This is a genomic window from Pseudoflavonifractor sp. 524-17, assembly GCF_009935845.1.
GTDB lineage: Bacteria > Bacillota > Clostridia > Oscillospirales > Oscillospiraceae > Pseudoflavonifractor_A.
Window position 1 is genome coordinate 93045 of the sequence record NZ_QWEK01000004.1, and the last position, 12589, is coordinate 105633.

The following is a 12589-nucleotide window of genomic DNA, read 5'->3' on the forward strand; positions in this document are numbered from 1 at the left end:
CTTCAGCCCCGCCGCAAGCCTTGAAACACCGTACTTGTCCCCTCTTTTACAGAAAATTCACAGGTTTCCCCGCCCTCTTTCTTGTATTTTCCATTCTTTTGTGCTATAAATAAAGGAGCTTTGTCTCAGAGATCCCATTCTCCCGTTATATTACTATATTTATTAAGGAGGGCATCGGTTTTGAAGCCCGATCATCAACCTGGAAATGGCGGCGGCAACAACAGGCGCAATCTGATGGGCATTGTCTCCATCATCCTGTGGGCGCTTGTGGTCACCATTCTCATCAATTACTTTACCTCCATGGCCGACTCGGCTCGGTCCACGGAGATCCTCTACAGCGAGTTTTTGCAGCTGATAGAGGAGGACAAGGTGTACTCCGTCTCTATGACCAACACCAAGTTCACCATTTATTTAAAGGAGGACGCCGCCGCCGTGGGGCTGGATCCGGAGGCGCCGGTGCCCCTCACCCCCGCCGGGGTGGACGATCAGCAGCTCTTCAGCAGCATCATGGCCGGGGAGCCCGGCGCCATGTCTGTGGACGAGCGGCTGGCCAAGGCCCGCAATTACTACTGCGCCCCCCTGAGCAACGCGGATCTCATCGGCCTGATGCGGGAGCACGGCGTCCGCTTCGGCACCCCCTATGAGCCGGAGCTCTCCCCGGTGGTCAGCTTCCTGGTGTCCTATCTGCTGCCCATGGTGCTCATGGTGGTGCTGCTCTCCTTCCTCTTCCGGGGCATGGCGGGGAAGATGGGCGGCGGCCTGGGGGGCGTGGGCAAGGCCAACGCCAAGGTTTATGTGGAAAAAAAGACCGGCGTCACCTTCCGGGACGTGGCCGGCCAGGACGAGGCCAAGGAATCTCTGGAGGAGATCATCGACTTCCTCCACAACCCCCAGAAGTACACGGAGATCGGCGCCAAGCTGCCCAAGGGCGCTTTGCTGGTGGGCCCGCCGGGCACGGGCAAGACTTTGCTGGCCAAGGCGGTGGCCGGAGAGGCCAACGTGCCCTTCTTCTCCATCTCCGGCTCGGACTTTGTGGAGATGTTCGTGGGCGTAGGCGCCTCCCGGGTGCGGGATCTCTTCAAAGAGGCCAGCAAAATGGCCCCCTGCATCGTCTTCATCGACGAAATCGACACCATCGGCAAGTCACGGGACAACCGTATGGGCGGCAATGACGAGCGGGAGCAGACCTTGAACCAGCTCCTGGCGGAGATGGACGGCTTTGACCCCACCAAGGGGGTTATCCTCCTGGCGGCCACCAACCGGCCGGAGGTGCTGGACCAGGCCCTGCTGCGCCCCGGCCGGTTCGACCGGCGCATCACTGTGGACCGGCCCAACCTGGCCGGCCGTCTGGCCACCCTCCAGGTCCACACCCGGAACATCCGCCTTGCGGAGGACGTGGATCTGAACAAAATCGCCCTGGCTACCGCCGGCGCCGTGGGCGCGGACCTGGCCAACCTGGTGAACGAGGCCGCCCTGCGGGCGGTGCGCCTGGGGCGCAAGGCGGTGAACCAGAACGACCTGCTGGCCGCCTTCGAGCTGGTCATCGCCGGGGCAGAGAAGAAAAACTCCGTCCTGTCCGAGTTTGAGAAAAAGCTGGTGGCCTATCACGAGGTGGGCCACGCCATGGTGTCCTTCAAGCAGAAGAACACCACCCCGGTGCAGAAAATCACCATTGTCCCCCACACCCAGGGGGCCCTGGGGTACACCCTCCACCTGCCGGAGGAGGACAAGAACCTCCAGACCAAGGACGAGCTGCTGGGGGAGATCGCCACCCTCATGGGGGGCCGGGCCGCCGAGCAGGTGGTGCTGGATACCATGACCAACGGCGCCGCCCAGGATATCCAGCAGGCCACCGGCCTGGCCCGGAATATGGTTGCCCTCTACGGCATGAGCGACGAGTTCGGCATGATGGCCCTGGCCTCCCGCCGCAACCAGTTCCTGGAGGGGGGCTACGGCATCGACTGCGCTCAGGACACCGCCGCCGGCATCGACCGGGCGGTGATGGAGCTCATCCGCACCTCCTACGACAAAGCTGTCCAGATCGTCCGGGACAACCGGGCGGACATGGACAAGGTAGTGGAATACCTGCTCCAAAAGGAGACCATCACCGGCGAGGAGATGATGGCCATTCTGGAGGGCCGGGACCCCGCCACCGCCGACAACTTCGGCGCCCGGCCGGAAACCGCCCTCCCCGAACCGGCGGAGAAATCCGCAGATCCCGTCCATATGCCCGGCGAGCCTGTCTCCGAACCGGGGCAGACCCCGCCCGCTGTGGATCTGGAAAAGAAACCGGAGGAACCCCCGCAGTCCCCGGAAAAATAACCGCTTTCTGGCCCCCGGCCCCTGAACCGCCGGGGGCCATTTTATTTCCCGGCACTCCCAACTTCATCGACTGGAGGTGTTTTTTATGGGCTGTTTTACCATTGGCGAAATTTTAACGGCCCTTCTTGTTTCAATCCATCTGCTGTGCAGCGGGATCAAATTCCTTCCCAAAGAAAAGCCCCTGGGTATCTTCTGCCTCTCCACCGTCCTCCTGCTCCTGGGCGCGGGGCTGGGGAACCCTCTTTTCAAAGGGATAGGCGGGGCCGGAAACATAAAAACTGGCCCTCCTCCTAAAAGGGCAAAAAAGGAACCGTTTTCATCTCTTTTATCGATAAAGAGTCCGGGGACAATAGAATTTACTATGGGTTATATTGGTGGAAAAGAGATAAAATAAGCTGCAAAATAATAAAGATATCGTATAATTTGGTTGGACGATAGAGAGTATGTAGATTTTACCATGTACTGAGGAGACCAATATGTAATAGCAGTGAATGATGCAGAAGACCCAACGGAAATGGTTGTCATTCCAACGGAATGTAGTGATATGATAACATTCCCGGGCCGAAGCCGTCCGCCTGCGCTCCCGCGGCGGCTGAGTTGCCCGCCGCCCGGCGGTGTGTTACAATAGATCCACTTGAGAAAAAGGATGTGGGACGGATGGGACTGCCAAAGCTGATTGTCATTCTTGGCACCACTGCCTGCGGCAAGAGCGGGCTGGGGGTGGCTCTGGCCAGGCACGTGGGGGGGGAGATCGTCTCCGCCGACTCCCGGCAGGTGTACCGGGGCCTGGATCTGGGCACGGGGAAAATCACCCTCCAGGAGATGCAGGGGGTTCCCCACCACCTGCTGGACGTTGTGTCCCCCAACGAGAGCTACTCCGCCGCCCAGTTTCAGCGGGCGGCCTACGCGGCCATTGACGGCATTTTACAGCGGGGGAAGACGCCTTTGTTGGTGGGGGGCACCGGGCTGTATGTCCGGGCGGTGGCGGAGGGATATTCCTTTCGGGATGCCGTCCCGGATCCCGTTCTGCGGGCCGGGCTGGAAAAGCAGCCCGTGGAGGCGCTGCGGGCCATGGTGGAGGAACAGACCGGCTGTGTCCTGACAGGTGGGGAGGAGCGCAACAGGCAGCGCCTGATCCGCACGGTGGAGCGCCTGCGTCAGGGGGATATGCTGGAGCAGGCCCCCCACGTCCCCCGTTACACCGTCCTTTCTCTGGGCATGACCTTCCCCCGGGAAGTGCTCAACCGCCGCATTCAGCAGCGGCTGTGGCGGCGCATTAACGACGGCATGATAGAAGAAGTGGCGGCGCTCCGGGCCGGCGGGGCCACGGACAAATTTCTGGAGGGCCTGGGCCTGGAATACCGCCACATCCTGTGGTATCTTACGGGGAAATACGCCACTGTGGAAGAGATGGCGGATCACCTTGGCCGGGCCATTCAGCACTTTGCCAAGCGGCAGATGGTCTGGTTTAAGAAGGACAAAGACGTCCTCTGGCTGGACACCGCCGGGGACCCTCTGTCCCAGGCCATCCAGGCAGCGGACGCCTTTTTGGAGGAAGCACTCTGATTCCCGTTGACACCGGCGGGAGACGGTGGTACGATAATCGTACATCCGTTCTGTTCCGAGAGGAGGGCCGCCTATGTCCTGGACCCAGGTTTCCTATTGCTACGATGGCAGCTTTGCCGGCTTTCTCACTTGTGTTTTTGAAAGCTATGTCCACCGGGAGGCCCCCGCCCTCTTCTCCGCGCCGGAGGACCCCCGGGTGTCCCTGTGGCCGGAGCGGCGGGTGCAGACTCATCGGGACCACGCCCGGCGGGTGTACCGCTCCCTGGCGCAAAAGATCTCCCCCGCCGCCCAGAAGCTGGTCTCCTACGGCTTTCTCACCTGTCTGCCGGAGCGGGAGCTGGCCCTGTGGCAGTTTATTCGGTACGGGTACCAGCAAGGGGCCGGCGTGCTGAACCATCTCACCGATCCCCGGGTGCTCACGCTGAATCAGGCGGTGGTCCACCTCCACGGGGAGGCCCATCTCCTCAAGGGCTTTGTGCGCTTTTCCGACCAGGACGGGGTGCTGGCCGGGGAGATCGCCCCCAAGAACCGGGTGCTGCCTCTGCTGCGGCCCCATTTCTGCGGCCGGTATCCCGACGCCTCCTTCGTCCTCTATGACCGCACCCACCGGCAGGCCCTCTTTTACCGCCCCGCCCAGTGGGCGATTGTGCCCCTGGCGCAATTTCACTTGGCCGCGCCCGACGGGGCGGAGCGGGATTACCGGGCTTTGTGGCGGCGGTTTTATCAAACCATTGCCATACGGGAGCGGTACAACCCCAAGTGCCGCATGACCCACATGCCCAAGCGGTACTGGGGCACCATGACCGAGTTTCAGACCGATCCCCCGGCGGACGCCGCCCTCCCCGGATGATCAGGCCGGGCTACAGCTGTTCCAGCAGCTCCCGCAGGGTCTGGGCGTGGAGGGCTTCCTCCCCGGCCAGCTCCTGGAAGAGGCTGCACAGCGCCGGATCCGAGTTCTCCGCGGCGGCGGCCAGATAGGCCGCCGCCGCTTTCTGCTCCCCGCAGAAGCACTGGCGCAGGGCGGAGGGCCACGCGCCCTGAAGGGGGGGCACCTTCCGATCCGCCGGCCAGTAGCGTACTCCGGAGATGAGGAAGTAAGCGGCGCTCAGCCGTTTTCCATGGCGGCGCTCCGCGGCCGCAATCGCGGCCAGCACCCGGCTGCCCCCCGCCGGAGAGCGGCGGGACAGGGCTAAGTACCGTTTCCAGTTGGCAATCTCCTGGTCAATGAGCTCCTGGAGCATCCCGCCGTAGACGGCGGAGGCCGCCCCCAGGCAGGGGATGTCGTTGTCCGCCACGCTCTGAGGGGTGACGTGGACCGGGGGCGCCTGGGGCAGACGCTCCACCGGGGGCGCCGGCGTTGGCACGCAGGGACACAGGGCGCCGCCGGCCTCTCCCTGGGGCGGCTGGACCTCCTCCTGTGTCATGGGGGCGTCCTCCTCCGCCGGAGGCGGGGTACAGTTGGTGACAAAGGGGCAGTCCGGCCGGTCCTCGGGCATGACCCGGTTCCACACCCGGGCAAAGGCGTCCGCCTCCCGGTAGTCTGCCGTGGGGACGCTGTTGGATGTTTGCAGCATGGGGATTTCCCTCCCGATTTTATCAGATTTCCCTCTATCCTATGCGGGAACGGGAAAAAATGCCCTTTGCTCCTGCCGTTCCGGCCTGATTTGACGGTCCCTTTTTAAAGTTGAATAGGCAAAATGAGCGGCAGGAACCTTATGGCTCCTGCCGCTCTTAACTAACGCGAGTGAATCAAATTAGAAACTAATACTCACTACACTAGTATCTACAATGCCATCCCAAGACTCGGTATCGAAGATGTGAAGGACAGTTCAACCTCTTCAATAGCGGTAATTCCGCAGGCGTCAAAGTCCGAATCCATGAATGTAATGGCATCGTTTGCTTTTCTGCCATTAACAATGTCAACAGACATCATAGGTTCAACCATATATCCGTTGACAGAGGCATTCCGACACTGAATGGTCAAATCCTTACCGGAATTGTTTTCAATCAGCAATTTAAGTTCTGCACCAAAGATTTCATCCGTGCTCAAACTTTTAGCCGTGATTTTTACGCCGCCCTTGTCAACAAGCACAGTTTCCTCAATGGTAATTTTTGTTTCATTGTTACTATCATTGCTGTTTTCAGGGACGTTAGGATTGTCAGCTGAAACATTAGACGGCTTTTGAACTTCACCACCGGAAGCGCCGCCACAAGCAGCGAATGATACCACCATTAAAACAGCACTAACAACAGTCAAAATTCGTTTCATGACCTCTTTTTTCCAATCATTTACTGTTTGATAGGGACAAAAACCCAATGCCAGACAGCAAAGCGCTGACTGCGCTAACTATAACAAGCAATGCCAGCTTCTTATTTTAAAAGGGACATTTGGCGCCAGCGCTTGTACAACCAGCAGTAAAATGGTATAATAACCCCGTCGCCCCTGACGGGGCAGCCGGCGGCGGGTCCTGCTCCGCCGCCGGGCTGATGTAAGGAGTAGCAAATCTATGCTGGAGATCAAAAATCTGAACTACCAGGTCTCTGACCCAAGCGGCGGCGGCCTGGGCATTTTAAACGACGTGTCTTTGTCCATCGGAGAAAACAAGCTGGTAGTCATTACCGGCCCCAACGGCGGGGGCAAGACCACCTTGGCCAAGGCGGTGATGGGGCTGGTGGCCCCCACCTCCGGCTCCATTGTGTGGAACGGGCAGGACATCACCCAGATGAGCATTACGGGCCGGGCCAGGCTGGGCATCAGCTACGGCTTTCAGCAGCCCCCCCGGTTCAAGGGCCTGCGGGTAAAGGATCTGCTCTGTCTGGCCGCCGGGCGGGACAGCCTGGCCACCGAGGAGGCCTGCCAGTACCTCACCAAGGTGGGCCTGTGCGCCTATGACTATATCGACCGGGAGGTGGACGCCTCCCTCTCCGGCGGCGAGGTGAAGCGGATTGAAATCGCCACCATCCTGGCCCGGAAAAGCGGCCTGATGATCTTTGACGAGCCGGAGGCGGGCATCGACCTATGGTCCTTCGCCAAGCTGACGGAGACCTTCCAGGCCATCCACGCCAAGCGGGAGGCCACCCTGCTCATCATCTCCCACCAGGAGCGGATCATCAATCTGGCCGACGAGATCGTCATGATTGAGGAGGGCAAAGTGGTGCGGCACGGGCCGAAGGAGGAGATTTTCCCCCTGATTCTGGCCAAGACTTCCTCCGGCTGCACCTATCTCAACGGGGAGGCGAACAAGGAATGATGGACAAGACCGACTGGAAGCTGCTCAAGGAGATTGCGGACCTGGAAAAGACCCCCCAGGGGGCGTACAACATCCGCCGCAACGGACAGCTGGATTCCCGATCCACCACCGCCAATATCGACATTACTACCAAAACCGGCGGCAAGTCCGGTATTGATATCCGGGTGAAGCCGGGGACAAAAAAAGAGTCCATCCACATCCCCGTCATCATCCAGGCCACCGGCTTTACCGAGCTGGTCTACAACGACTTCTTCATCGGCGAGGACTGCGACGTGGACATTGTGGCGGGCTGCGGCATCCACAACACCGGGTGTGAAACCGCCCAGCACGACGGCCTGCACACCTTTTATATCGGCAAAAACTCCAAGGTGCGCTATGTGGAGCGCCACTACGGCGAGGGAGAGGGGGAGGGAAAGCGGATCTTCAACCCCCAGACCGTGGTCTACCTGGAGGAGGGCGCCTCCATTCAGATGGAGACCACCCAGATCCGCGGGGTGGACTCCACCAAGCGGGATACCAAGATCGTGGTGGGTAAGGACGCCGAGGCTGTCATCACGGAAAAGCTCCTCACCCACGGCAGCCAGACGGCGCAGTCCGACATGGAGATCGTTCTGGACGGGGCGGGGGCCAGCGGCCGGGTCATCTCCCGCTCAGTGGCCCAGGGCCAATCTAAACAGGTCTTTTACCCCAAGATGACCGGAAACGCCGCCTGCTTCGGCCATGTGCAGTGCGACTCCATCATCATGGATCAGGCCCAGGTGTCCTCCATCCCCGCCATTGCCGCCAACCATGTGGACGCCCAGCTCATCCATGAGGCCGCGATCGGCCGCATCGCCGGGGACCAGCTTCTCAAGCTGATGACGCTGGGCCTCACCGAGGAAGAGGCGGAGGAGAAAATTCTAGATGGATTCCTACAGTAACCTGTGGGCCCGGCACAAGCATAACGGGTTCGCCGCCTACAACGGTATTGAAATCACCCAAATTGAGGAGGGCCGCGCCCAGGGAGTTCTCACCGTCCGGCCCAGCAGCCTCAACCCCATGGGCATGGTCCACGGGGGCCTGCTGGCCGCCCTGGCGGACACGGTTGCGGGGGTGGCCGCCGCCACCTCCGGCCAGGTGGGCGTCACGCTGGACTGCCGCATGGACTACCTGCGCCCAGCCGCGGGCAGCGAAAAGATCTTCTGCGCCGCCGTCCCCCAGCGCCGGGGGAACCACATCGCGGTCTACCGGGCTGAGCTGACAGACGGCAGCGGCGCGCTGGTGGCCTGTGGGGTATTCACCTTCTTTTTCACCGGCCAGCCCCTGCCTGATTTTAAGGCCGGCAGCCCCTGAAGACTGCCGGCCTCAGCGTGTCAAAAAACGCACAATTTGAAGGTTTCGGATGGTGGGATAGTGTGAAAGGGAACCGTCAGGGTTCCCTTTCGCGTCCAGGCAAACCAGTTTTCAGAACTTCTCGAAGTTCTGAAAACTGCCGGCCTTTGGCATGGGCTCTTTTTCCTTCTATTCACGGGGGACGGCCAGCTCCCGCAGCAGGGGCTCGAACTGGACGCCCAGCACAGGAGGGGTGCCCAGCTCCAACGTGGCGGCGGCGCACTTCTGGACGAAGCCGACCGCCCGCTCCATCCCCTGCCGCAGGGAGGCTCCCTGGAGCAGGTCCCCCAACAGCACGCTGGCGAAGAGGTCCCCGGTACCAGGGAAGTGGCCTGCCTCCAGGGGGGCCTGGGCGAAGGAGAAGGTTCTATCCTCCCGGCAGAAGCACCCTGCCCCCACCTGGCCCGGGGCCAGGGACAGGCCGGTGATAATCACCGACCGGGCTCCGCCCAGGGAGAGGCGGTCCAGCCAGCGCCTGACGCCCGCCTCGCCCCGGGGCGCGGCCTCATAGGGCTCCCCCAGCAGCAGGGCGGCCTCGGTGAGGTTGGGGGTGATGATGTCCGCCTGGGCGGCCAGGGCCCCCATGTGGGCGCACATGCCGGGGGTGTAGGTGCTGTAGAGCTTTCCGTGATCCCCCATTACCGGATCCACCAGAATCAGGGTATCCCTCTGCCGGAACCGCTTTATCATATCCTGAATCAGGTCAATCTGCCGCTCTGAACCCAAAAAGCCGCTGTAGATTGCGTCAAAGGAGGCGCCCAGCTCCGCCCAGTGGTCGCAGCAGGCCCCCATCTGCTCTGTCAGATCCAGGAAAACCGCCTTTTCGGAGGGCGGGAAGGCGGTTTGGGCGGAGAGATAGGCGGTGAGCAGGGTGTCGCACCGCACCCCCATCGCCGCCAGCACCGGCAGCACTACGCTGACCGAACACCGGCCAAATCCGGAAAGATCGTGGATAATTGCCGCCTCTTTTGCACGCTGCATAGAAATAAGTCTCCTTTACAATTGGGTCTGAGAGACATTATATGCGCTTTTCCTTCAAGATTCAATTGACAATTTGAGATCTCCGTGATAAAATAATCAAGTCGCCCGGGTGGCGGCGGAAATGCCTCTGTAGCTCAGTTGGTAGAGCAGGGGACTGAAAATCCCCGTGTCGCTGGTTCGATTCCGGCCGGAGGCACCAGCTCAGAATTCCCATCACAGCTCCGTTTCCGCCTTGCGGCGAAAATTGCGCTGTGATGGGAATTTTTTTGCTCTCCGCCGGGGCCCGCTTTTCTGGCTTCCCGGCGGGGACGGGCAGCCGCATGAAACGCAGAACATTTCCCCAAGGCCATATCACCCGCGCATATAAGTGAATATGCCTCCGTACCTCACCTGGATAGAGGGTCCGCCTCCTAAGCGGAATGTAGCGCGTTCGAGTCGCGCCGGGGGTGCCAAAGCGCCGGATATAGCTAAATATCCGGTGTTTTTATAACTTTTATGCGGGAATCATTTTGGCGGTAATAGGCGCATTTTCATTCGCTTCAAGTAAATACTCTGCCTGCAATTTACCAGCATTTTCGGGCTGAAAATCGCTGTTTTTTCGGTCCCCGTTCCACCATTGCGGCCTTGAGCTTATCGGCCAGGGCCTTGGCCTCCGCCTCCAGCCCGGCGATTATGGCCCAGACACTCATCAGGTCCCGGGCGGTGGTGTTCAGTTCGTTCATGCTCATTGTGTGTACCTCCTGTTTTGTTTGAAGGGAGCTCCGGCGACGGATAGCTGTTAAGTATTTCCTGCCTTCGCTGTGTCACTTTCATCCGTTCCCGCTCTTATGTGGCCGTCCATATCACTTCTCCGACATTCGCCGGTGTCTTCCGCTGTTTTCGTTTGTTCCCTCGTGATTAAGGTGTCCAATTATGCGCCGCTCCCCCTAACAAGACAGGAAGTTAAGAGAACATTTGTCAAGGGGGATTTCACCCAAAAGATGAAATCCCCCCTGATAAACTGGAACTGGCTGTTCAGCCAGCAAAACGAATTATTTGCTTTTCCGCATCAACGAATGCCTCAGCACCGAACGGAATGATGCAGCGCGGTGCAGCGTGTCCGATATTGATATTGCAAAGGACAGGCAATTGTGGATTTCCAATTACATTGAGCAAATGCTGCTTGTACTCCTGTGCGTAGGCTTCATCCATAGGTTTGCCTACCAAGACGCCGGAAACGGCATCAAATACGCCCGCTTTTTTGAGATATTCCAAAGCCTTCCGGTATTTTTCCGGGGACAATTTCGCAGATATCCGCAAGGAAACTTTGTCCATAAAAAGTGCGTAAGCCGAGCTTGTGCAGCATAAAGTGATTGATGGTTGCATCTGAAAAGCCAAGAAATACCTTTTGAGTAATGGCATTCTGCAGTTCGCTCTGTTCAAACAAATGGGGCAGTAGGCGGAACGTATCGTCTCCGCCGATGGCACAGAGGATCATATCAATTTCAGGATCGCGGAACGCCTGTAAAAGGTCCTCCGCTCTCTTCTCCGGATGCTCCTTGATGTAATCAATGCCTTTCCGTGCGTTTGGCATGAACTTTACAGCCAGGCCATATTCGCACAGCCTGCGCAGCCCTATTTCTACTTCAAATCTGATGAAATCCTCCCCTATGATACCACTGGAGAGGCTTACGATTCCAACCGTTTTTATCATTTTCATCGCCTCCAAATTCCGATTAGCCGCATTGATATGAGCAAAGTATCGTACCGATGCGGACGATACTCGATGCGTGTTTTTGGACGCAGATAGCAGAAGCAAGCAATGCACCGGTATATACCCGGTACTGCTTGTTGGCGGCCAATAGCCCCCGGTGCATCGCCGCAGCTGCGCCCGATACACAAGCCGCCGGTGCGTAAGTGCGCACTAGCGGAGGGGCGGCAAAGAGAACGGAGCGCCCAGGTCATCCCCGGACGCTCCCGCTTCCCTTCCCTCCTGCTGGTCGGGCACCGCCTTTCCAGCCTGTCTGGCTTTATTTTGTATGTGGGGGCGTTACACCGGGACCACCCAGCCGTAAGGGTCTGGGAGGGTGCCCCACTGGATGCCGGTGAGCGTATCGTAGAGCTTTTGGGTCACGGCGCCGATCTGGCCGTTGTTGACCACGGCCCGGGTCTGGTTCCAGGCCATCTCCCCCACGGGGGAGACCACGGCGGCGGTTCCGGTGCCCCAAGCCTCCTCCAGCCGGCCGGCCTGGGCGGCGTCAAAGAGCTCCTGTGCGGAGATAAGCCGCTCCTCCACCGGCAGGCCCCAGGAGCGCAGCAGCTCCAGGCAGGAGCGGCGGGTGATGCCGGGGAGCACAGAGCCGGTGAGCTTGGGGGTGACGACGGCGCCGTCCACCTTGAACATGACGTTCATGGAGCCCACTTCCTCAATATATTTCCGCTCCACGCCGTCCAGCCACAGAACCTGGGCATAGCCCTGCTGCTCCGCCCGCTGGCCGGCGCGGATGGACGCGGCGTAATTGCCGCCGCACTTGGTGTAGCCGGTGCCCCCCCGGACGGCCCGGACATCCTCGTTCTCCACATAGATGCGCACCGGGTTGATGCCCTCGGCATAGTAGGCCCCCACGGGGCTGCAGATGACGCAGAAGAGGTAGCTGTGGGAGGCGTGTACCCCCAGGGCAGGGTCAGTGGCGATGATAAAGGGCCGGATATACAAAGAGGTGCCTGGGGCGCTGGGCACCCAGTCCGCCTCCAGCTTGACCAGGGCCTGAATCCCCGCCAGGGCCGCGTCCTCGGGGAGCTTGGGGATGCACATCCGCTCACAGGAGTCGTTCATCCGGCGCACGTTGTCCATGGGCCGGAAGAGCTGTACCCCGCCGTCGGGCCGGCGGTAGGCCTTCAGGCCCTCAAAAACCTCCTGGGCGTAATGGAAGACCATGGCGGAGGGCTCCAGTGTCAGGGGGGCATAGGGGACGATGCGTCCGTCATGCCAGCCCTGCCCCTGGTGATAGTCCATCAGAAACATGTGGTCAGTAAACGTGCGGCCAAATACCAAGGTGCTGGGATCGGGCTTGGGCTTGCACTGCCCCGCCCGCTGAATGGGAAATTCGTGCATACTC

12 protein-coding genes, 2 tRNA genes and 1 pseudogene are annotated in these 12589 nt (G+C 60.1%); 9 read left to right on the forward strand and 6 right to left on the reverse strand.

Translation table 11 applies throughout. From position 1 onward, the window contains the following. Positions 1-180: 180 nt before the first annotated feature. The 4 genes from ftsH to D1159_RS00870 all read left to right on the forward strand — a co-directional run bounded on the left by ftsH (position 181) and on the right by D1159_RS00870 (position 4738). Entirely contained in the window at positions 181-2322 is a 2142-nt protein-coding gene (gene ftsH / locus D1159_RS00855) for an ATP-dependent zinc metalloprotease FtsH (protein WP_279279978.1), read from the forward strand. Positions 2323-2407: 85 nt separating this feature from the next. Beyond that, complete coding sequence (locus D1159_RS00860; RefSeq protein ID WP_161843809.1) at positions 2408-2716, forward strand: hypothetical protein; 309 nt, start codon at positions 2408-2410, stop codon at positions 2714-2716. A gap of 263 nt (positions 2717-2979) precedes the next feature. Next, complete coding sequence (gene miaA / locus D1159_RS00865; RefSeq protein ID WP_161843810.1) at positions 2980-3888, forward strand: tRNA (adenosine(37)-N6)-dimethylallyltransferase MiaA; 909 nt, start codon at positions 2980-2982, stop codon at positions 3886-3888. A 73-nt stretch (positions 3889-3961) separates the two neighbouring features. Continuing rightward, positions 3962-4738, forward strand: coding sequence for a TIGR03915 family putative DNA repair protein (locus D1159_RS00870; RefSeq protein WP_161843811.1), 777 nt, complete (start codon positions 3962-3964; stop codon positions 4736-4738). Between the two features lie 10 nt (positions 4739-4748). On the opposite strand, the gene D1159_RS00875 is transcribed toward D1159_RS00870, so the two are convergent. After that, positions 4749-5462, reverse strand: coding sequence for a rubrerythrin (locus D1159_RS00875; protein ID WP_161843812.1), 714 nt, complete (start codon positions 5460-5462; stop codon positions 4749-4751). A 209-nt stretch (positions 5463-5671) separates the two neighbouring features. Beyond that, positions 5672-6157, reverse strand: a complete 486-nt coding sequence (locus D1159_RS00880; RefSeq protein ID WP_161843813.1) for a hypothetical protein — start codon at positions 6155-6157, stop codon at positions 5672-5674. Between the two features lie 238 nt (positions 6158-6395). Here D1159_RS00880 and D1159_RS00885 point away from each other — a divergent pair, with 238 nt between their 5' ends. From D1159_RS00885 to D1159_RS00895, 3 genes are read left to right on the forward strand one after another with little or no spacing between them, the layout of a single operon-like run. After that, a complete protein-coding gene (locus tag D1159_RS00885) occupies positions 6396-7139 on the forward strand; it encodes an ATP-binding cassette domain-containing protein (RefSeq protein WP_161843814.1) in 744 nt (247 codons plus the stop codon). Beyond that, positions 7139-8059: a SufD family Fe-S cluster assembly protein gene (locus D1159_RS00890; protein ID WP_161843868.1), complete on the forward strand. Its 921-nt coding sequence runs from the start codon at positions 7139-7141 to the stop codon at positions 8057-8059. Before D1159_RS00885 ends, D1159_RS00890 begins: the two co-directional genes overlap by 1 nt. Further along, positions 8043-8471: a PaaI family thioesterase gene (locus D1159_RS00895; RefSeq protein ID WP_161843815.1), complete on the forward strand. Its 429-nt coding sequence runs from the start codon at positions 8043-8045 to the stop codon at positions 8469-8471. Before D1159_RS00890 ends, D1159_RS00895 begins: the two co-directional genes overlap by 17 nt. Before the next feature lie 168 nt (positions 8472-8639). Here the strand turns inward: D1159_RS00895 and D1159_RS00900 are convergent, their stop codons facing one another. Then, the gene (locus tag D1159_RS00900; RefSeq protein ID WP_161843816.1) at positions 8640-9491 is read right to left on the reverse strand and encodes a pyridoxamine kinase; all 852 of its coding nucleotides are present in this window, start codon (positions 9489-9491) and stop codon (positions 8640-8642) included. A gap of 123 nt (positions 9492-9614) precedes the next feature. Here D1159_RS00900 and D1159_RS00905 point away from each other — a divergent pair. After that, a tRNA-Phe gene (locus tag D1159_RS00905) sits at positions 9615-9690 on the forward strand. Between the two features lie 176 nt (positions 9691-9866). Further along, positions 9867-9943 (forward strand) — tRNA-Arg (locus D1159_RS00910). A gap of 111 nt (positions 9944-10054) precedes the next feature. On the opposite strand, the gene D1159_RS00915 is transcribed toward D1159_RS00910, so the two are convergent. The 3 genes and pseudogenes from D1159_RS00915 to D1159_RS00925 all read right to left on the reverse strand — a co-directional run bounded on the left by D1159_RS00915 (position 10055) and on the right by D1159_RS00925 (position 12585). After that, complete coding sequence (locus D1159_RS00915) at positions 10055-10219, reverse strand: hypothetical protein (RefSeq protein ID WP_161843817.1); 165 nt, start codon at positions 10217-10219, stop codon at positions 10055-10057. A gap of 286 nt (positions 10220-10505) precedes the next feature. Continuing rightward, positions 10506-11184 (reverse strand): annotated as a pseudogene (locus D1159_RS00920) (LD-carboxypeptidase). 336 nt (positions 11185-11520) lie between these two features. Continuing rightward, positions 11521-12585, reverse strand: a complete 1065-nt coding sequence (locus D1159_RS00925; protein ID WP_161843818.1) for a branched-chain amino acid aminotransferase — start codon at positions 12583-12585, stop codon at positions 11521-11523. Between the last annotated feature and the right edge of the window lie 4 nt (positions 12586-12589).